The following is a 19,943-nucleotide window of genomic DNA, read 5'->3' as shown; positions in this document are numbered from 1 at the left end:
ACAGCGGCCTCGGGGAAGTCCGGCGGCACGTCGTTGGTCGAGTTTGATCGAAGTTCTCGACCGTCACCGGACGGGCTGCCATCGTGCCGGGCATGGTCCGACGGGTTCCGGTCGACGACCGTCCACCGGAACGCCGCGGGCGACCGGTCGAGGAGAAGGGGCCGGGTGCGGTGAGCGGTGCGCCCGTCGAGGGCGGCGAGTCGGTCGTGTTCCTGTCCCGGTTCGGGCGGCGCTTCGCCGCCGGCGTACGGCTGGCGGTTCTCGGCCCGGTCGCCGTGCTCGGGCTGGTCCGGGCGACCGGTGAGCACCTGGTGCCGACCGCCGTCGTGGTCGGCGGCGTGACGGTGTGGAGCGCGGTCTACGTCTGGTGGCTGCTGCGCCGCTCGGGACTGTGGGCGACGGCGGTCGACGTCGCGGTGATGGTGACGGCGTGCCTCAGCATCCTCTGGACCGACTCGGCGGCGGAGGGCAACGTCGGCTGGATCCGGCTGCTGGTGAGTTTCGCGTGTGTGGCGTACCAGTGGCACACCCCGCTGGTCCACGGCGTGGTGGCGACCGCGGGGGCGGCCGGAACACTGCTCGCCGTCGTGCTGCTGACCGGCCCGGCGGCGGACGTGGTGAACGCGGCGATCTGGGTGCTGGCCATCGCGACGCTGTCGCGGACGGCGTGGACGCTGGTCGTGCGCGGGGCCGGGAGCGCGGACCGGCTGGCGCTGGAGGCGGAGGCGGGCCGCAAGGCGCAGCGGGTCGCCGCCGCCGTCCGGGCCGACGAACGCGACCTCGTGAACGCGCTGCACGACACGGCGGCGTCCACCCTGATGATGGTGGGTGGTGGCCAGGTCCGGGCGCACGACGACTGGCTGCGACCGCGGGCACGGCGGGACCTGGAGATGCTGCGCGCGTACGGCCGGCAGACACCGTCGCGGTCCGACCTGGTCGAGCTGCTGCGGGTGGAGGTGGCGGCGGTCAACCGGCTGCCGGTCCGCTTCTCCGCCCCGCCGGTCCTGCCGGTGCCGGGCCGGGTCGGGCGGGCGGTGGCCGACGCGGCCCGGGAGGCGATGAACAACGTCGTGCGGCACGCCGCCGCCGGCGAGATGCGGGTACTGGTGAGCGGGGGCGGCAGCCGGCTGCGGGTGGACGTGGTCGACGACGGCCGGGGGTTCGAGCCGGGCCGGGTGGCGCCGACCAGGCGCGGGCTGCGTGACTGCGTACGGGGCCGGGTCGCCGCGGTCGGCGGCACCGTACGGATCACCTCCCGGATCGGTGCGGGCACCACGGTGTCGCTGGAGTGGCGTGGTGAGTGACCAGCACCGGGCCGTCATCGAACGCACGACGCGGGCCCAGCTGATGGCCCGGCTGCGGATCGGGATCCTGGCCGCCGGTACCGGTGGCCTGCTGTTGCTGAGCCTGCCGAACATGCTGCGGGACTGGGAGCGCTACGAGTCGGCGTGGGCGCAGGCGTGCGCGTTCGCGATGCTCGCCGCCGTGCTGTGCGTCGAGGCGGTGCTGGTGTTCCGTGGCCGGCTCGCGCCGGTCAGGTGGCAGTGGGCGGCCATCGGCACGGTGGTCACCGCCTCGGTGCTGTCGTACGCCGCGCTGCCGTACGGGCACGCCGCCACCGCCGGCGACTGGATCTTCGGCCAGGCCAACTGGGTCGGGCTCGCGCCGCTGGTCGGGCGGCCGCTGCCGGTTCCTCTCGCCTTCCTCGCCCTGCACTGGGGCATCGCGTTGACGAGCATGCTGCTGAACACGGCCGCCGACCGGGCCACGGTGCTCCGGTTCGCGACCGGGTCGATCGGCGTCATCGGCTACCCGCTGTGCATGGCGGTGACGGCCGCGGCGTTCCGGGGGATCGCGCGGTCGGCGGCCGCCGCGAAGTGGCAGACCGAGCAGGTCGCCGTGGTGGAGGCCGCCGCGGTCGAGTCCCACCAGCGACGGCGGCAGCGTTTCGCGGACCTGGACCTGAGCATGGTCCCGCTGCTGGAGGGGCTGGCCACCGGGCGGCTCGACCCGACCGACCGGGGGGTCCAGCACGACTGTGCCATCGAGGCGGCCCGGATGCGGCGGTTGTTCGCCGAGGTGGACGTCGTGCCGAACCGGCTGCTGCACGAACTGCGGCACTGTGCCGACGTCGCGGACCGCAAGGGCGTACTGGTGGAGTTGGACACCCGGGGACAGTGGCCCGAACTGCCGCCGCCGGTCCGCCGCGACCTCACCGAGGCCCCGCTCACGGTCCTCGCCACGGCCGCCTCCTGGGCCCGGGTCACCGTGGTCGGCGGACCCGACCTGGTCTGTGTGAACGTACTCGCCGACTGCGGGCCGGTGGACCTGCCCCGGCCGGTGACACCGCAGGTACGACTCGACACGTTTCGCAGCGAGGAGCAGCTATGGGTGGAAGTGCGCTGGCAGGCGGACGCATCACCGCGGTGATCGTCGACGACCACGCCGCGATCGCCGCCGGCGTACGTTACTGGTGCGAGCAGGCGCGACCGACGATCGAACTGATCGACGCACGGGCCCGGATGGCCAACGTGTGGACCGGGCCGGGCGCCGGCGCCGATGTGGTGATCTTCGACCTGGAACTGGTGCCGAAGAACCCCGCCTTCGGCGAACTGCGCCGGCTCGCCGATTACGGCCGCCGGGTCGTCGTCTACTCCCAGCACTCGGACAGCCCGACCGTGCTGAAGTGCGTCAACCTGGGCGCGCTCGCATACCTGACCAAGACCGAGGGGCCGGAGCACCTGGTTCCGGCGATCCGCGCGGCCGCGGCCGGCCGGCCGTACACCGCGCCGTCGCTCGGCGGGGCGCTGGCCGGTGACGACGACCCGGGCCGCCCCCGGATCTCCCATCGGGAGGCGGAGGTGCTGCGGGCCTGGTTCGCCGCCTCCTCCAAGGAACTCGTCGCCGCCCGGCTGAGGATCAGCGTCAAGACCGTCGACACCCACATCGAGCGGGTACGGATCAAGTACGCCAACGTCGGCCGGGCCGCCCGTACCAAGAGCGACCTCGTCACCCGCGCCCTTCACGACGGCCTGATCACGCTCGACGAGCTCGGCGCGGCACCAGACCCCGTGTCGTGACTGTGGGGTGTTCACCTGACACAGCGTGTGCCCGGTCTTCCATACCGTCGGCGCTGGGCAAACCCGCCCGCGCTCACAGGAGGTACGACCTTGACACGTACAGCCAGACGGCTGCCCGGGCTACGACACATCGTGGTCGCGCTCGCCGCGGCGCTCACGCTCAGCATGTTCACCACCGGTGCCGTGGACGTGGCCGACACCGCGCGCCCGGCCGCCGCCGATGCCGGTCCGGTCGTCGACGACTACCCCTACCGGGGGCAGAGCAGCGGCGTCGACCCGTGGAACTACTACAAGGGACAGTGCACCTCGTTCGTGGCGTGGCGGCTCAACGACCGCCTCGGCATCGACTTCACCAACCGCTACAAGGGGCAGCACTTCAGCAACGCCAACACCTGGGACGACGCCGCCCGACGGGCCGGCCTGACGGTCAGCGGCACGCCACGGGCGGGTGCGGTCGCGCAGACCGACGCCGGCTCGTTCGGCCACGTCGCCTGGGTGGCCCGGGTCAACTCGAACGGCACGGTGCTGATCGAGGAGTACAACTGGGCGACCCCGAGCGGGTACGGCACCCGTACGGTCCCCGCGTCCAGCTTCCGCTACATCTACTTCGGCAACCCGCCGGCACCGGCGCCGGATCGGCCGGCGGAGAGTGTGAATGGTGACCGGTTCGAGGATCTGGTGGCGGTGGATGCGAACGATGTGATGTGGATGTATCCGGGTCGTTCGGCGGGGACGTTCGGTGCGGCGGTCCGGGTTGGTTCGGGGTGGATCGACAACTACAACCGGATCGCGGTCGGTGACTCGAACGGGGACGGGTTCGCGGATCTGTTCGCGACGGCGACGGACGGGGTGTTGTGGTACTGGCACAACGACGCCAAGGGTGGTTTCGGTTCCCGTACGCAGGTTGGTCAGGGTTGGAAGACCGTGCAGTGGTTCACGGTCGCGGATGTGAACGGTGACGACAAGGCCGACATCCTGGCGAAGGTCGGTGACTACCTGAACCTCTACGTCGGCACGGGTCGGGGTCAGTTCGCGGAGCCGCGTCGGGTCGGTACGGGCTGGAGTCAGGTGTCCCGGTTCGCCGCCGGTGACGCGGACGGTGACGGTGACGCTGACATCTGGGGGACGAAGCCGGACGGGACGTTGCTGTTCTGGAAGGGCAACGGCCAGGGTGGCTTCACCGCACCGGTCGTCGTCGGCGGAGGCTGGCAGGGCGTCCGTGAGTTCGCCGTGCTCGACGTCAACGGCGACCGCAAGGCCGACATCGTCGGCGTCAAGGCGAGCGACAACACGTTGATCCGGTGGACCGGGGACGGTGACGGCACCTTCGCCGCACCGGCCCAGATCGGCCACGGCTGGTCCACCCACCGCCTCGCCAACCACTGATCCACCACTCAGTCACCACCACCCGCGAATCGCGGTCGATGGCGCATGCCCAGAATCGAACCCCAGGAGTTGTACGTGAAAAGACGTCTCCTTGCCCGGCTGACCGCCGCGGCACTCATCGGCGGAATGCTCTCCACCGCGCTGGTGAACAGCGCGTCGGCGGTCCCGCCCGAGACATACATCAGCAGCTACGCCGCCTCCGCCCAGACCGTGCAGCAGCAGTACGGCGTGCCGGCATCGGTGGCCCTCGGCCAGTCGATCCTCGAATCCGCGTGGGGCGAGAGCCGACTGACCCGCGAACGGAGGAACTTCTTCGGCTTCAAGTGCACCGCGTCGAACGCGCCGGGCCCGATCGCGACGAGCTGCCACAACTATCCGACCCAGGAGTGCGGTCCGTCCGGCTGCTACACCGTCAACCAGTACTTCCGCGGGTACGCCAGCAGCACGGACTCGTTCCGCGACTACGGCCGGCTGCTGCGGACCGCGCGGTACGCGGCCGCGTTCGACCACGTGGACGATCCCGACCAGTTCATCCGCGAGGTGCACCGCGCCGGATACGCCACCGATCCGGAATACGCGAACAAGGTCATCAGCCTGATGCGTACCTACAACCTGTACCGCTTCAACACCACCGCCCCCGACCGGCCGGCGGAGAGTGTGAATGGTGACCGGTTCGAGGATCTGGTGGCGGTGGATGCGAACGATGTGATGTGGATGTATCCGGGTCGTTCGGCGGGGACGTTCGGTGCGGCGGTCCGGGTCGGGTCGGGGTGGATCGACAACTACAACCGGATCGCGGTCGGTGACTCGAACGGGGACGGGTTCGCGGATCTGTTCGCGACGGCGACGGACGGGGTGTTGTGGTACTGGCACAACGACGCCAAGGGTGGTTTCGGTTCCCGTACGCAGGTTGGTCAGGGTTGGAAGACCGTGCAGTGGTTCACGGTCGCGGATGTGAACGGTGACGACAAGGCCGACATCCTGGCGAAGGTCGGTGACTACCTGAACCTCTACATCGGCACGGGTCGGGGTCAGTTCGCGGAGCCGCGTCGGGTCGGTACGGGCTGGAGCCAGGTGTCCCGGTTCGCCGCCGGTGACGCCGACGGTGACGGTGATGCTGACATCTGGGGGACGAAGCCGGACGGGACGTTGCTGTTCTGGAAGGGCAACGGCCAGGGTGGCTTCACCGCACCGGTCGTCGTCGGCGGAGGCTGGCAGGGCGTCCGTGAGTTCGCCGTGCTCGACGTCAACGGCGACCGCAAGGCCGACATCGTCGGCGTCAAGGCGAGCGACAACACGTTGATCCGCTGGACCGGGGACGGTGACGGCACCTTCGCCGCACCGGCCCAGATCGGCCACGGCTGGTCCACCCACCGCCTCGCCAACCACTGACCGCGGGTGCGTGAACTGTGCCGGCATGTCGATCCGCGGACATGCCGGCACAGTCGCGCCTATGACCGGCCGTACCTCCGCGATGGCCACCGCTCGACGCCGGACCGCCCGCGCGAACCGGTGACGTAACATGGCCGCATGTCGAGTCCTGAGGCATCCAGGGTGGGGGCTTTCGGTCACCCGTCAGCCCCCTGAACCACTGAAACCTCGACCTGCCGGCGGCGCGGACCGCACCGGCGGGTGGCGTTCGGGGCCGGGCCCTGCCCACGCGGTGACCGAGATGACGTCCCACCAGCTCTCGTCACCTCGGAGTACTCGATGCCTCTGCCGCTCTACCTGCTTGCCGTGGCCGTGTTCGCCATGGGCACCTCGGAGTTCATGCTCGCCGGCCTGGTGCCGGACATCGCCACCGACCTCGGCATATCCGTCGCCACCGCCGGACTGCTGACATCCGCCTTCGCCGTCGGCATGATCGTCGGTGCGCCGCTCATGGCCGCCCTGGCCCGTACGTGGCCGCGCCGGATCAGCCTCCTGGGATTCCTGGGCGTGTTCCTTGCCGCGCACGTCGTCGGCGCGCTCACCGACAGCTTCCCGGTCCTGTTCGTCACCCGCGTCGTGGCGGCGTTCGCGAACGCCGGCTTCCTCGCGGTCGCGCTCACCGCCGCCGCCGACCTCGTCCCCGCCGACCGCAAGGGACGTGCCCTGTCGATCCTGCTCGCCGGTACGACCGTCGCCACCGTCGTCGGCGTACCGGGTGGGGCACTGCTGGGCGCGCTCCACGGCTGGCGGGCGACGTTCTGGGCCGTCGCCCTGCTGGGGCTGCCCGCCGCGCTCGCGGTGGTGCGCGGCATCCCCGCCGGCCCCGGCCGCGCCGGCGACCCGGGTGGCCCGTTCCTGCGGCACGAACTGGCGCGGCTGCGGCGACCACGACTGATCGTGGTCCTGCTGCTCGGCGCGCTGGTCAACGCCGCCACCTTCGCCACCTTCGCCTTCCTGGCCCCGATCGTCACCGACGTCGCCGGGCTGGGGCCACTGTGGATCTCGACCGTGCTGGCCCTGTTCGGTCTGGGCTGCTTCGCCGGTGTCACGGTCGCCGGCCGGTTCGCCGACCGGCACCCCGGTGCCGTGGTCGTCGGCGGCGGCCCGCTCCTGCTCGGCGGCTGGATCGCACTCGGCCTCACCGCCGACGTACCGGCGGCCCTGCTGGGCCTCGCGTTCACCCAGGGAGCGCTGTCGTTCGCGGTCGGCAGCACCCTGATCACCCGGGTGCTCTACGAGGCCACCGGAGCCCCGACGATGGCCGGTTCCTATGCCACCGCCGCCCTCAACGTGGGAGCCGCCGCCGGGCCCGCGATCGCGGCGGCGACGCTCACCGCCGGTGCCGGCCGATCGGGACCGGTGTGGGCCAGCGCCATCCTGGTCGCGCTCGCGCTCGTCCTCGCGCTCCGGTTCCGCCACGTCGTCGGGCGCGGCACCGGCGAAGTCCGCCGCGACGACGCACTATGAGTCGCGCGCCTCGAGCACGGCGAGGTCCCGTTCGGCGTAGAGGCGGTGTTCCCATTCCTCGTTGAGGACGATCAGCAGGCATTCCCGCACCGGAAAACTGTCCGGCGGCGGCCACCCCGGTGCCACCACCGGCCGGGTGTGGCCGCCGAGCGTCTCGTCGGTGAGGCCGTCGACGACCTCGCGGACGGTTGACATCCGGTCGCGGCGCAGGTCGAGGACGCTGTCCAGCGAGGGGCGTGCGGCCCGGTCCCTGGGGATTCCCGCCGTCTCCGGCATCTCGTCCCACGGCAGGCCCAACGGATCCCACGGTGCCGGATCGCCGAGAATGGCCCTCCTGACCCACGCGTCGGTGGCGAACACGAGGTGGCGCAGGGTTTCGACGAAGGACCACTCGCCGTCGACGGACTCGTGCAACAGGTCGGGGTCGAGACGTCGGGCCCGTGCGACGGTGCCGGCCCAGAGCCGCTCGACGGTGTCCCACGCCTGCCGGAAGCCGGCGGCCGTGGCCGGGCGCATCTTGGCCCGGTCCGGGTACCGCCGGTCCAGTTCGGCGTCGATCAGCGGCCCGACGTCGACGCCGTTGACCGTCAGGTTCGCGATCTCGCCGTAGATGTCGACGTCGACCAGTTCGACGCCGCGCATCACCACGCCGGTCATCGCCACGCCGCGCAGGCTCGCACCGCTCAGGTCACTGGCGCGGAACCGCGCACCGCTGAGGTTCACCCGCTCGAACCGCGAACCCCTGAGATCATCGCCGATGAATTCCACCATGCCGCGACACTAGCGACGTTCGCGCTCGTCGGTGTGGCGGTTCGCCCCGCCGCGTGGGTCAGCACATGACGACGCCGCTGGACTGGTAGAACCACTGGAGGGTGGCGATCGACAGCGCCTCCCGGTGCCAGTACCGGAACGTGTAGGTGAAGACGAGGGACGACCGCACGTACGCGACGCGCTGGCCGACGAACCGCTCGGTGCTCCCCACCGGTAGGTGGATGTCACCGGGACTGGTGCATGCCTGGGTGCCGGTCCCGTCGGTCGCGGTGATCGTCGTGGTGGAGACCAGCGAGTCGCCGGAGCACCTGGCCACCAGGCTGCGCTGGTAGTAAAGGTTCGATGTGGCGCTCACCTCCTGCACCATCCAGTAGCGGTAGGTGTAGCCGCCGTTGGACCGGTTGCCGATGCGTGACCAGGTGAGTGCGAGCGGCCGACCGATGCCCGGCGGTTCGCTGAATCCGTCGGCCCAGCACAGGGGGTCGCGGGCCTGCGTGGTCGGCTGGGCCGACGCGGGAGTCGCCACCAGCGTGGGTGCGGCGAGGCCGAGCGCGAGACCGAGTGCGAGGAGCACCGTTCGCAGACGGTGGAAGTGGAGCGTGGGCAGTCGTTGATCTGGCAGCGGAACGTGGGCCGCCGGCAGCGACTCTGGTCGGCGGTGCCGGCGGCGCTGTGGACGCCCCGGACCTCCCGCCACCTCCCGGCGGCCCCCGCACCGTGCTCAGCGCCCGGGAAGGAACGCCTCCACCGCGTCCGCCGCGTGCCGCAGCCCGCCGTTCGTCCGTACCTCGGCCCGGATCTCGGCCAGGCGGTGCCGCAGCCGCGGGTCGTCGGCGACCGCGTCGACCGCCGCGCGCAGCGTCCGCGCGGTGACCTCCTCGGCCGGCAGCCGCCGGCCGACCCCGGCCTCGACCAGCCGGTCGGCGTTGGCGAACTGGTCCACCGCCTGCGGGATCGCGACCGTGGGTACGCCGAACCAGAGTGCCTCGGTGCAGCCGCCCATGCCGGCGTGGGTGACGAAGGCCGACGCGTGGGCCAGGACCGCCAGCTGCGGTACGCGGCGGTGCGCCTCGACGTTGTCCGGCCGCGGCCCCAGGTCGGCCGGGTCGACCTTGTCGCCGATGGCCATGACCACGTGCCACGGCGAGTCGGCGAACCCGTCCAGGCAGGCCCGGTAGACCGGCAACTGGTCGTTGTAGGCCGTGCCGAAGGAGACCAGCAGGACCCGGCGCCCGCTGTCCGGCGGCGCCCAGCCGGGTTCGGCGAGCCGGGCCGGGTCGAGGCACGGACCGACGAACCGTACCCGGTGCTCCGGCACCCGGTCGGCGTTCGGCTGCATCACCCGGGGGATGAGCGCCAGCACGTGTGCCGGATGGCTCAGGAACGTCCGCGCGTCCTGGTGGATGCCGTTGTCGGCCAGCCACCTGTCGAACGTGGCGTAGTAGTCCCGTCCGGACTCCGAGGCGGCCAGGGCGGTGATGAACTCCGCCATGTCCTCCTCGTAGCCGTCCCAGGCGACCATCGCGGGCGACAGTTGCACCGCCGGTACGCCGTAGCGGGCGCCCAGCAGCGGTCCGGACAGCCCGCCGATGTCGTAGAGCACGAGGTCCGGACGGTCGGTGTCGTAGCGGGCGGTCAGGCGCGGTAGCACGGCGATGCCCTCGTCGAGGAACACCCGCATCGCCGTACCGGGGTCTTCCGGCCAGGCGGTGTCGCCCTGCGGCAGGATCGACGGGTGGGCGACCGGCTCCGCCCCGGTCGGCGTGACCAGGCCGGTGAGTGGCTCGCCGACCGCGTACGTGACCCGGTGCCCGCGGTCGACCAGTTCCCGGATCAGGCCCAGGGACGGGTAGACGTGGCTGGGCGTGGTGCTGCCGACCATGGCGACATGAGCTGTTTTACGCATGTGAAGAAGTCCTGTCGAGTCGGAGGAAAGATGCCGTCCGGCGGCGACACGACGTGGACCGACCCGGGCCTCCCGCGCGTGGGCGGGGGTTCAGCCGGGCCGGCCGAAAGCCGGTCGATGGACGACCGGCACGGCGCGCCGCCTCAGGCGGAACGCAGGCGCATGAACTGAATGATCATGCGCGGAATGCTAGTGGGCCCGACCCGGTCCAACAAGTCGGTAACCGGTCCCGGCGCCGGTGTCCCCGTCGCGCGCGTCGATGCCGGGTTCGGCCACGGGCCGCACCGGCACCTCCAGGACGGTGGCGCTGGCGCCGTCGGCGTCGACCAGCCGTTCCTCGAGCGTGGGGCCGGTGACCGCCAGACGGTTGCGGTGCAGCCAGTCGAAGAGGTCCTGCCCGGCGCGGACCACGCCGTGCCCGGGCGGCACGACGACGCGTACCACGTCCCGACCGGGCAGGGTGAGACTCTCACCCCCGCGACCGGTTGCCACGGCCGCGGCGAAGCCGCCGGCCGGATGCCCGGTCAGCCAGGTCAACAGGACCGTCGCAGAGGTGGCGCAAAGGGTCGCCAGCTCGGCCGGGTGGCCGACCCGCAGACGGCGGACGTTCAGGCGGCGGGCGGCCACCCGGGACCGCCGGGGCAGGATCGGGGTGTCGGCGGCGAGCCGGTCCTCGGCGGCGGCCATGGTCTCGGTCAGGCTGGCGATGTCCCGGCGCAGGGCGTCCACCGTCTCGGTCAGTGCCTGCCGGAGCCGGTCGTCGGGCGCGTCCAGCAGGTCGGTGATCTGGCGCAGCGACAGGCCGAGGCGGCGCAGTCCGCGGATGCGCTCCAGCCGGGCCAGCTCCGGCACGCCGTACCACCGGTAACCCGTGGCCCGGTCCACGGCTGCCGGCACCAGCAATCCGATGCTGTCGTAATGACGCAGGGTGCGGTCGGAAACCCCCGTCATGGTCGCCAACTGCCCGATGCGCCACACGTCGTCCTCCTCGCGGCTTGACCTTCGCCCTACGTCAGGGTTCTAGCGTCGGCGGCCATGACGTCCACCCACCACAGTGCACCGGCCGTACGACTGACCGGTCTCCTGCTGTTGACCTCGTTGACCACCATGGTCGCCGCCGCCGTCATCGTCGTGCCATCCGGACTGACCCTGAATCCGGCCGACCCGGCCGCCACGCTCGCCGCGGTGAACGCCCGTCCCGGGCTGCACCTGCTCGAGTTGGGCCTCGACGTGATCGGCTGGCTCGCGCTGACCGGGGCCGGCCTCCTGATGGCCGCCCGCGCGCGGGTGACCGGCCCGCACCTCGCGCTGCTGCCCGCCGGGCTGCTGGCCGCCGCGGGGCTGGCGGGACTGCTGCACGACGCCGGAAACCTGGCGTTGACCCAGCTCGCCGCCGACCCCGCCGACCCGGCGGCGATCACCGTGGCCAGGGCGGTGATGCTCGTCGCCAAGTGGATGGTCAACCTGGCCGGGCTGCTCTGGGTCGCCGCCCTCGCGTCCGCCACGTTCTTCACCACGTTGCCCGCCGGACTCCGCCGTGCCGGCGTGGTCGCCGCGCTGTCGGGTCTCGCCGCGGTCGCCCTGCCGTGGACCACCGGAACAGCCGGCCCGTCGCCGATGCTGGAGCAGGTCGGCTACGTCCTGCACCTGCCGGTCATGATCTGGTACGGCGTGCTCGGCTGGCGGGAACTGGGCGGGCGGACGTACGTCTCCTGACCTTTCCCGGCGCCGGACCCGACCACGGTCGGGTCCGGCGCCGGCCGGCTCACCGCGCGGACATCGGGGTGACGACCGGTTCGACGGCGGCGCACCGGGTCCCGTCGCGGGGCACGGTCAGGTCGATCAGGTAGGCGTCGGTGGCGTTGCGGGTGCAGTCGCTCCGGTCGTAGACGCCGTGGCCCCAGCCCTCGTACGTCAGCAGAACCGTGGCAGTGCGGGACTGCCGGTGGACGTTGACCGCCCACCCGTAGGCGGTCGACGGGTCGTGCCGCGCGTTGAGCAGCAGGATCTTCGGCGCCTTGGTGATCCGTAGCCGGTGCTGCGGGTTCACCGTGTCCGCGGAGCGGCCGACGCAGGCGGCCACGGCGTCGCGGGCCAGCGGCGAGCCCTTCATGTGGGGTGCGGTCCGTTCGGCCCGCCGGGTCAGGGCGGCGAACTCGCGGTGGTCGCGCACCGGGAGGCTCCAGTCCAGGCAGAACACCGCCGGGAACAGGTGCGGTTTCAGGTACGGCTCGTCGGCGGGGGGCGGGGCGACGGAGGACGCGTCCAGCACCGACAGGAACTCGGCGAGCACCGCCCAGGTGGGGCCGTAGAGTTCGGCGAAGGCCCGGTCGCGCAGCGCCTGCGCGGTGACCGGCGTGCCGGGTGTGCGCGAGTCGGCGAGTTCGCCGCGGTCGGCCCGCCGCAGCAGGTCGTTCCACACCCGGACCACGTCTCGCCCGTACAGCGCGCAGGATCCGGTGCGGTCGCACCAGGAGACGAACTCCCGGAACGAGTCCTCGGCGGCCGCGGCCTCGGTCTCGACGAACCGCCGGGTGCCCAGGCTGTGGTCCATGACGCCGGCTCCTGGTCGCCGACGCCGTCCTCGACGAGATCCTCGACAACGGGATCCAGTCCGTGACCCTCGCCCGCATCGCGCGGCGCACCGGGCTGGCCATCGGCAGCATCCGGCACTTCTTCGCCGGGTTCGACGAGATGCTGGCCTTCACCTTCGCTGTCGTCGTCGCCCGCACCCGGGAACGGGCCGGGGACGGCCCGGACGACGGCGGCGCCGACCCGCTCGACAGGGTCGGGGCGATGCTGCTGCACTCCGCACCGGGCCGGGTCCCGCACCGGGAGAACGTCGCCTACCTGGAATACCTCGTGCGCGCCCGCACGGTGCCACACCTGCGGGCCGAGATCTCCCGGACGCAGGCCGCGGGTGAACAGATCATCGGTGAACTCGTGCGCGCCGCCCTGGCCGGCACCGACGCGTCCGACGAGGACATCCGGCTGGAGACCACCACGGTCACCGTGATGCTCAACGGTCTCGCGCTGACCGACGCCTACGCGACCCGGCCGCTCGACGAACACGACGTACGGCGGATCGTCGCCCGCATGCTCGACCGGCTCCGCCGGGCCTACCCGTCACGGAGCCAACGCCCGGGCGGGTGACTCCGCGTCGACCGCCCTGTCCAGCGATCGGGTGGCCACGTGCCGACCTTTGGATGTTTCCTACAACGGAAGCTGAGAAGTGTGCAGTGTTTGCGACATGGCGCTGCCAGCTCGTAGACGGAAGGGTGAAACACTGCCGGGGGCCGCAGAGTCGCGGCACGCACATCGTCGGTCTACAGAAGGGCTCGCTCGGGTGTTCAACCGCGTCGCCATCGTCAACCGTGGTGAGGCCGCGATGCGCCTCATCCACGCCGTCCGCGAGCTGGCCGCGGAGACCGGGACCCGGATCGAGACAGTAGCCCTGCACACCGACGTCGACCGCACCGCAACCTTCGTACGCGAGGCCGACATCGCCTACGACCTCGGCCCCGCGTCCGCGCGCCCGTACCTGGACCTGAAGGTCCTGGAGCGCGCCCTGGTCGAGACCGGCGCCGACGCCGCCTGGGTCGGCTGGGGCTTCGTCGCGGAGGACCCGGCGTTCGCCGAGCTGTGTGAGCGGGTCGGGGTCACCTTCGTCGGGCCGAGCCCGGACGCCATGCGCAAGCTCGGCGACAAGATCGGCGCGAAGCTGATCGCCGAGGAGGTCGGCGTACCGGTCGCCCCCTGGAGCCGTGGCGCGGTCGAGAGCGTGGAGGCCGCCCTGGCGGCGGCGGCCGACATCGGCTACCCGCTCATGCTGAAGGCGACCGCGGGCGGCGGCGGGCGCGGCATCCGCGTGATCAACAACGCGGCCGAACTCGCCGACGCCTACGAGCGCACCAGCCAGGAGGCCGCCCGCGCGTTCGGCAGCGGCGTGGTGTTCCTGGAACGGCTGGTCACCGGCGCCCGGCACGTCGAGGTCCAGGTCATCGCCGACGGCCAGGGCACCGCCTGGGCGCTCGGCGTCCGTGACTGCTCCGTACAGCGGCGCAACCAGAAGGTCATCGAGGAGTCGGCGTCACCGGTGCTCGGCCCGGAGCAGACCGCCGAACTCAAGGCGTCCGCCGAACGGCTGGCCGTCGCGGTCGGTTACCGCGGCGCGGCGACCGTCGAGTTCCTCTACCACCCCGGCGACCGGCTGTTCGCCTTCCTCGAGGTCAACACCCGGCTGCAGGTCGAGCACCCGATCACCGAGGCCACCACCGGGTTCGACCTGGTCAAGGCGCAACTGCGGGTGGCGTCCGGCGGTCGCCTCGAAGGCCGGCCGCCGGTGGAGCGGGGGCACGCCATCGAGGCCCGGCTCAACGCCGAGGACCCCGACCGCGACTTCGCGCCCTCCCCGGGCCGCATCGCCCGGCTCGACCTGCCCGCCGGACCCGGCATTCGCGTCGACACCGGGGTCAGCGAGGGCGACACCATCCCCGGCGACTTCGACTCGATGATCGCGAAGATCATCGCGTACGGCCACGACCGCGACGAGGCACTCGGCCGGCTACGGCGCGCGATGGCACAGACCACGGTGATCATCGAGGGCGGCGCGACGAACAAGAGCTTCGTGCTCGACCTGCTCGACCAGCCCGAGTTGATCGACGCCAGCGCCGACACCGGCTGGATCGACCGGGTACGCGGCGAGGGCCGGCTCGTCTCGCACCGGCACTCCGCCGTCGCGCTGGCCGCCGCCGCCATCGAGGCGTACGAGGAGGAGGAACGCGTCGAGCGGCAGCGGCTGCTGTCCACCGCCTTCGGCGGACGCCCACAGGTGCGGCACTCCAGCGGCCGCCCCCTGGACCTCAAGCTGCGCGGCGCCGGATACCGGGTACGCGTCGCCCGGATCGGCGCGCACCGGTTCCGGGTCGGCATCGAGGCCGGCGACGACGTCCGCACCGCCGACGTCGAACTCGACCGCTTCGACCGGCACACCGGCCAGACCGTCGTCAACGGCACCCGCTACCGCCTGCTCACCAGCACCTACGGGCCGGTCCACCTGGTCGAGGTGGACGGCGTCACGCACCGGGTCAGCCGCGACGAGGGTGGCGTCATCCGCTCGTCCATGCCCGCGCTGGTCGTCGCCACGCCGCTGGAGGTCGGGGCGGAGGTCGAGGCGGGCGCACCGGTGCTGGTGCTGGAGAGCATGAAGATGGAGACGGTGCTGCGGGCGCCGTTCAAGGCACGGCTGAAGGAATGTGTCGTCTCCGTCGGCAGCCAGGTGGAGACCGGCGCCCCACTGCTGCGCCTGGAGCCGATCGCCGACGCCGAGGCCGAGGAGACCTCGACCACCGGGTCCGTCGAACTCGATCTGCCCGCCACCCCCGAGCGGATCCCGGCCTGCGAGCGCGCCGGCCGGGGCCGGGAAGACCTGCGCAGCCTGCTGCTCGGCTTCGACGTCGACCCGCACGACGACCGCCGGGTGCTCGACGACTACCTCGTCGCGCGCCGGGCGGCCACCGACGACGGCCACCGGCCGCTGGCCGAGGAACTCGAACTCCTCGACGTCTTCGCCGACCTCGCCGAGCTGAGCCGTAACCGGCCGGCGGGCGAGGACGGCGGCGACGACAGCCACGTGCACAGCGCCCGCGAATACTTCCACACCTACCTGCAGAGCCTCGACGTCGAACGGGCCGGGGTGCCGGAGACGTTCCAGACCAAGCTCGCCAAGGCGCTCGGGCACTACGGCGTCGCGGAACTGGAGCGCTGCCCGGACCTCGAAGCCGCGGTCTTCCGGATCTTCCTCGCCCAGCAGCGCGCGGCCGCCGACGCCACCGTCGTGGCGACGCTGCTACGCGCCTGGCTGCGCGAGCCGCCGCCGGACGAGACGCTGCGCGAGCCGGCCGGTCTCGCGCTGGAGCGGCTGGTCGCCGCGACCCAGGTGCGCTTCCCGGTGGTCGCCGACCTGGCCCGCGGCGTGGTCTTCGCCTGGTTCGGCCAGCCGCTGCTGCGCCGCAACCGCGCCCTCGTCTACGCCGGCGTCCGCCGGCACCTGCGCCACCTCGACGCCCACCCGGACTCGGCCGACCGGGCCGAACGCGTCGCCGAGATGGTACGCAGCACCGAGCCGCTGGTCCGGTTGCTCGGCCAGCGGCTCGCCCGCGCCGACCTGGACAACTCGGTCATGCTGGAGGTGCTGACCCGGCGCTACTACGGCAACAAGGGGCTCACCAGCGTCCGCACCAGGCAGGTCGCCGGCTGCGCGTTCGTGGTCGCCGAACGCGCCGGCTCGTCCGTGGTCTCCGCGGCGGTGAGCTACGAGGCGCTCGGCAGCGCGCTGCACGGGCTCGCCGAACTGGCGGGCGGCGAGGACGCCATCGACGCCGACATCTACCTCGCCTGGGAGAACCAGCCCACGGACTCCGAGGCGATGGCGGGCACGCTGCACGACGTCGTCAGCGCACACCCGCTGCCCGAACAGGTCCGCCGGCTCACCGTCGCCGTCGCCGGCCGCAGCGGCACCGTGATGCACCAGCACTTCACGTTCCGCCCCTCGACCACCGGGATGGCCGAGGAACGGCTGATCCGCGGCCTGCACCCCTACATCGCGCAGCGGATGCGGATGGAGCGGCTGAGCAAGTTCGACCTCACCCGGCTGCCGTCCTCCGACGAGGAGGTCTACCTCTTCCAGTGCGTGGCGCGCGGCAACCCGTCCGACGACCGGCTGGTCGCGTTCGCCCAGGTACGCGACCTGACCGAGTTGCGCGAGCACGACGGTCGGCTGGTCGCCCTGCCCACGGCCGAGGACACCATCGCCACCTGCCTCGACTCGATCCGCCGCGCCCAGGCGCGACGGCCGTCGAAGAACCGCTTCAACACCAACCGCATCGTCCTCTACGTCTGGCCGCCGAGCGACCTCACCCGCGCCGAACTGGAGATGATCGCCGGGCGGGTGCTGCCGACGACCGCCGGCGCCGGGCTGGAGGAGATCGAGTTCATCGCGCGGCAGCGCGACCCGCAGACCGGTGAGCTGGTCCCGATCGCGATGCGGATCTCCTTCCACGCCACCGGCGGCATCAGCCTGACCGTCGGCGAGCCGTCGGACGAACCGGTCGAGCCGCTCGACGGCTACCGGCAGAAGGTGCTGCGGGCCAGCAGCCGCAACGCGGTCTACCCGTACGAGCTGACCGGCCTGCTCGGCGACTTCGTCGAGCACGACCTCGACGACGACCACGCGCTGGTGCCGGTCGACCGGCCGAAGGGCCGCAACACCGCGGCCATCGTCGCCGGCGTCGTCACCACCCGGACGCAGCGGCACCCGCAGGGTGTCACCCGGGTCGTGCTGCTCGGCGACCCGACGAAGTCGCTCGGCGCGCTGTCCGAACCGGAGTGCCGCCGGGTGATCGCCGCGCTCGACCTGGCCGAGCGGATGCGGGTGCCGCTGGAGTGGTACGCGTTGTCCGCCGGTGCCCGGATCTCCATGGAGTCGGGCACCGAGAACATGGACTGGGTGGCCGCGGCGCTCAAGCGGATCGTCGAGTTCACCCAGGACGGCGGCGAGATCAACATCGTGGTCGCCGGGATCACCGTCGGCGCCCAGCCGTACTGGAACGCCGAGGCGACGATGCTGATGCACACCCGGGGCATCCTGGTGATGACGCCGGACTCGGCGATGGTGCTCACCGGCAAGCAGTCGCTCGACTTCTCCGGCGGGGTGTCGGCCGAGGACAACTTCGGCATCGGCGGCTACGACCGGGTGATGGGTCCCAACGGGCAGGCGCAGTACTGGGCGCCGAACCTCGGCGCCGCGCGCGACCTGCTGATGTCGTACTACGACCACACTTACGTCGCACCCGGCGAGACGGCGCCGCGCCGGTCGGTGACCACCGACCCCGTCGACCGCGACGTCTCCGACTTCCCGCACACCGTGGACGGCAGCGACTTCACCACCGTCGGCGAGATCTTCTCCGCCGCGGCCAACCCGGACCGCAAGAAGCCGTTCGACATCCGTACGGTGATGCGGGCCCTGTCCGACCAGGACCACCCGGTGCTGGAACGCTGGGCGGGCATGGCCGACGCGGACACGGCGGTGGTGCAGGACGTGCACCTCGGCGGCATGCCGGTGTGCCTGCTCGGCATCGAGTCCCGCGCGGTGCCGCGACGCGGCTTCCCGCCCACCGACGGCCCGGACACCTACACCGCCGGCACCCTCTTCCCGCAGTCGTCGAAGAAGGCCGCGCGGGCGATCAACGCGGCCAGCGGCAACCGGCCACTGGTGGTGCTGGCGAACCTGTCCGGCTTCGACGGCTCACCGGAGTCGATGCGCAAGCTTCAGCTCGAGTACGGCGCCGAGATCGGGCGCGCGATCGTGAACTTCCGTGGGCCCATCGTGTTCTGCGTGATCTCGCGGTACCACGGCGGCGCGTTCGTGGTGTTCTCGAAGGCGCTGAACCCGAACATGACCGTGCTGGCGCTGGAGGGCTCGTTCGCCTCGGTGCTCGGCGGCGCCCCCGCCGCCGCGGTGGTGTTCGCCGGCGACGTCAACGCGCGCACCGCGGCCGACCCGCGCGTACGGGATCTGGAGGCCCGGGCCGCGGCCGCCTCCGGCGCCGACCGGGCCGCGTTGACCGCGGAACTCGACGAACTCCGGTCGTCGGTCCGGGCCGAGAAGCTCGGCGAGGTGGCCACGGAGTTCGACCGCGTGCACGACATCCGGCGCGCGGTCGAGGTCGGCTCGGTCGACGCCGTCATCCGCGCCGCCGAGCTCCGGCCCCGCATCATCGAGGCCATCGAGACCCGCCTGCGCTAGCGGAGGCGGGCGACGGCGTCAGCCTCCTTGCCACGGTCGATTCCGAGCGTGGCAAGGAGGTCCTCGTGCAGTTCGAACCACACCCGGTGGCAGGAGTCGACGTCGGTCCGGTCGACCCAGGCCACCTCGCCGGCGCGGGCGCGGGTCAGTGCGGCGGAGAAGCGCGTGTCGTAGCCGTGGAACCGGGCGAGGATCACCCCGAGCCGGTCGACGACGGCGGTGAGCGCGCGGTCCACGATGGCGAGTTCGTGGAGGACGCCGGCGTCCCACTCCGGGTCGGTGTGGTCGTTGGCGGCGAGCGGATCGTCCGGCGTCGGGCGCAGTTGCCAGTCGGTGCAGGCGCGGCGCAGGAGGCCGTTCAGGGGGAGGAAGTCGCGGTGCACCCGGCGTAAGGCCTCCGCTCCGCCGGTGTGCGCGAGTTCGGCCGCGAGCCGGCGTTCGTTCTCGGCGCGTCCCGCCTCGGTGAGTGACCAGCCGTACGTGCCGGCGAAGCCGGTGTGCGTGACCCGGCCGTGTGCCTCGTGGTCGCGTAGCGACTCCTCGGTCGTACGCGGGTCGAGCCCGAACCGGTCGGCGAGTGCCCGGGTGTCCGCGAAGCCCTTGAGCCGCACCGCGTGCAGGACGAGCAGGTCCGGTGCCGAGTCCCTGGTCACCTCGCGTCCCGCCGGGTTGTGAGGCGGTCGTATCGCTGCTGGCACGCCTGGGGTGAGCCGAGCCCCATCGGCTCGGCCATCTCGGCCCAGGTCAGGCCCGCGGTGCGGGCCGCGAACAGCAGACCGGCCTCGAGTTCGTCGACCTCGGCCCGCGCGGCGGGCAGGAGGGCGAGCGCGGCCAGGATGCCCTCCCGGGAGAGGTCCGACGACCGCCAGAGGGCGAACTGCGCGAGATCGACCGCGGACGCCGGCACGGGTGGGGGACGCCACGGGCGCGGTGCGAGGGCGTCCGCGCCCAGGTCGAGGAGGCGGTCGCGGGCCTCCCGCTCGCGTTGGGCCTGGCGCTGGTCGGCGCGGGCGGCGTCTCCGGTGTCCTGCTTGCGTGGCATGCCGTGACCCTGCATCATCAACGTTCTGTTGTCAACATTGTGTTGAAGAGGTGG

At 72.2% G+C, this 19,943-nt stretch carries 16 protein-coding genes; 9 read left to right on the top strand and 7 right to left on the bottom strand.

All coding sequences use genetic code 11. The annotated features are described in order from the left end of the window. Positions 1–92 precede the first annotated feature (92 nt). The 6 genes from AB0M79_RS14135 (at position 93) to AB0M79_RS14110 (ending at position 7,364) form a co-directional block, all read left to right on the top strand. Positions 93–1,304, top strand: coding sequence for an ATP-binding protein (locus AB0M79_RS14135; RefSeq protein ID WP_364212491.1), 1,212 nt, complete (start codon positions 93–95; stop codon positions 1,302–1,304). Next, positions 1,297–2,430: a hypothetical protein gene (locus AB0M79_RS14130; protein ID WP_364212488.1), complete on the top strand. Its 1,134-nt coding sequence runs from the start codon at positions 1,297–1,299 to the stop codon at positions 2,428–2,430. Before AB0M79_RS14135 ends, AB0M79_RS14130 begins: the two co-directional genes overlap by 8 nt. Then, entirely contained in the window at positions 2,388–3,080 is a 693-nt protein-coding gene (locus AB0M79_RS14125; protein WP_357515134.1) for a response regulator transcription factor, read from the top strand. Before AB0M79_RS14130 ends, AB0M79_RS14125 begins: the two co-directional genes overlap by 43 nt. A gap of 90 nt (positions 3,081–3,170) precedes the next feature. Continuing rightward, positions 3,171–4,466: an FG-GAP-like repeat-containing protein gene (locus tag AB0M79_RS14120; RefSeq protein ID WP_364212484.1), complete on the top strand. Its 1,296-nt coding sequence runs from the start codon at positions 3,171–3,173 to the stop codon at positions 4,464–4,466. A 75-nt stretch (positions 4,467–4,541) separates the two neighbouring features. Further along, positions 4,542–5,858, top strand: a complete 1,317-nt coding sequence (locus AB0M79_RS14115; protein WP_364212481.1) for a glucosaminidase domain-containing protein — start codon at positions 4,542–4,544, stop codon at positions 5,856–5,858. Positions 5,859–6,176: 318 nt separating this feature from the next. Then, the gene (locus tag AB0M79_RS14110; RefSeq protein ID WP_364212478.1) at positions 6,177–7,364 is read left to right on the top strand and encodes a Cmx/CmrA family chloramphenicol efflux MFS transporter; all 1,188 of its coding nucleotides are present in this window, start codon (positions 6,177–6,179) and stop codon (positions 7,362–7,364) included. Here AB0M79_RS14110 and AB0M79_RS14105 read toward each other — a convergent pair. From AB0M79_RS14105 to AB0M79_RS14090, 4 genes are all read right to left on the bottom strand, one after another. Further along, the gene (locus tag AB0M79_RS14105) at positions 7,359–8,135 is read right to left on the bottom strand and encodes a DinB family protein (protein WP_364212475.1); all 777 of its coding nucleotides are present in this window, start codon (positions 8,133–8,135) and stop codon (positions 7,359–7,361) included. The genes AB0M79_RS14110 and AB0M79_RS14105 overlap by 6 nt on opposite strands. Positions 8,136–8,193: 58 nt before the next feature. Then, entirely contained in the window at positions 8,194–8,709 is a 516-nt protein-coding gene (locus AB0M79_RS14100) for a hypothetical protein (RefSeq protein ID WP_364212472.1), read from the bottom strand. 147 nt (positions 8,710–8,856) lie between these two features. After that, positions 8,857–10,041 (bottom strand): macrolide family glycosyltransferase, encoded by a 1,185-nt coding sequence (locus AB0M79_RS14095; RefSeq protein ID WP_364212469.1) that lies wholly within the window; start codon positions 10,039–10,041, stop codon positions 8,857–8,859. 189 nt (positions 10,042–10,230) lie between these two features. Then, entirely contained in the window at positions 10,231–11,019 is a 789-nt protein-coding gene (locus AB0M79_RS14090) for a helix-turn-helix domain-containing protein (protein WP_364212466.1), read from the bottom strand. Positions 11,020–11,076: 57 nt separating this feature from the next. Here AB0M79_RS14090 and AB0M79_RS14085 point away from each other — a divergent pair, with 57 nt between their 5' ends. Beyond that, a complete protein-coding gene (locus AB0M79_RS14085) occupies positions 11,077–11,757 on the top strand; it encodes a hypothetical protein (protein WP_364212463.1) in 681 nt (226 codons plus the stop codon). Positions 11,758–11,806: 49 nt separating this feature from the next. On the opposite strand, the gene AB0M79_RS14080 is transcribed toward AB0M79_RS14085, so the two are convergent. Further along, positions 11,807–12,595 (bottom strand): alpha/beta hydrolase, encoded by a 789-nt coding sequence (locus AB0M79_RS14080; protein ID WP_364212460.1) that lies wholly within the window; start codon positions 12,593–12,595, stop codon positions 11,807–11,809. 62 nt (positions 12,596–12,657) lie between these two features. On the opposite strand from AB0M79_RS14080, the gene AB0M79_RS14075 reads away from it, so the two are divergent. Further along, positions 12,658–13,194: a TetR family transcriptional regulator C-terminal domain-containing protein gene (locus AB0M79_RS14075; RefSeq protein ID WP_364212457.1), complete on the top strand. Its 537-nt coding sequence runs from the start codon at positions 12,658–12,660 to the stop codon at positions 13,192–13,194. Between the two features lie 193 nt (positions 13,195–13,387). Further along, a complete protein-coding gene (locus AB0M79_RS14070; RefSeq protein WP_364212454.1) occupies positions 13,388–18,847 on the top strand; it encodes a carboxyl transferase domain-containing protein in 5,460 nt (1,819 codons plus the stop codon). On the opposite strand, the gene AB0M79_RS14065 is transcribed toward AB0M79_RS14070, so the two are convergent. Both AB0M79_RS14065 and AB0M79_RS14060 read right to left on the bottom strand, forming a co-directional pair. Next, the gene (locus AB0M79_RS14065; protein ID WP_364212451.1) at positions 18,844–19,500 is read right to left on the bottom strand and encodes a transcriptional regulator; all 657 of its coding nucleotides are present in this window, start codon (positions 19,498–19,500) and stop codon (positions 18,844–18,846) included. The two genes, AB0M79_RS14070 and AB0M79_RS14065, sit on opposite strands and share 4 nt — an antisense overlap. After that, on the bottom strand, positions 19,497–19,889 hold the full coding sequence (locus tag AB0M79_RS14060; protein WP_364212448.1) for a DNA-binding protein: 393 nt from the start codon (positions 19,887–19,889) through the stop codon (positions 19,497–19,499). Before AB0M79_RS14060 ends, AB0M79_RS14065 begins: the two co-directional genes overlap by 4 nt. Between the last annotated feature and the right edge of the window lie 54 nt (positions 19,890–19,943).

It is taken from the genome of Polymorphospora sp. NPDC051019, assembly GCF_040683055.1.
In the GTDB taxonomy this organism is placed as follows: domain Bacteria; phylum Actinomycetota; class Actinomycetes; order Mycobacteriales; family Micromonosporaceae; genus Polymorphospora; species Polymorphospora lycopeni.
This window is presented reverse-complemented; position numbering and strand designations above follow the sequence as displayed.

Bases quoted from the DNA above. Each gene is read 5' to 3' on its own strand.
- AB0M79_RS14085 (WP_364212463.1), top strand. From the start codon at position 11,077: ATGACGTCCACCCACCACAGTGCACCGGCCGTACGACTGACCGGTCTC.
- AB0M79_RS14135 (WP_364212491.1), top strand. From the start codon at position 93: ATGGTCCGACGGGTTCCGGTCGACGACCGTCCACCGGAACGCCGCGGG.
- AB0M79_RS14060 (WP_364212448.1), bottom strand. From the start codon at position 19,889: ATGCCACGCAAGCAGGACACCGGAGACGCCGCCCGCGCCGACCAGCGC.
- AB0M79_RS14095 (WP_364212469.1), bottom strand. From the start codon at position 10,041: ATGCGTAAAACAGCTCATGTCGCCATGGTCGGCAGCACCACGCCCAGC.
- AB0M79_RS14125 (WP_357515134.1), top strand. From the start codon at position 2,388: ATGGGTGGAAGTGCGCTGGCAGGCGGACGCATCACCGCGGTGATCGTC.
- AB0M79_RS14080 (WP_364212460.1), bottom strand. From the start codon at position 12,595: ATGGACCACAGCCTGGGCACCCGGCGGTTCGTCGAGACCGAGGCCGCG.
- AB0M79_RS14110 (WP_364212478.1), top strand. From the start codon at position 6,177: ATGCCTCTGCCGCTCTACCTGCTTGCCGTGGCCGTGTTCGCCATGGGC.
- AB0M79_RS14105 (WP_364212475.1), bottom strand. From the start codon at position 8,135: ATGGTGGAATTCATCGGCGATGATCTCAGGGGTTCGCGGTTCGAGCGG.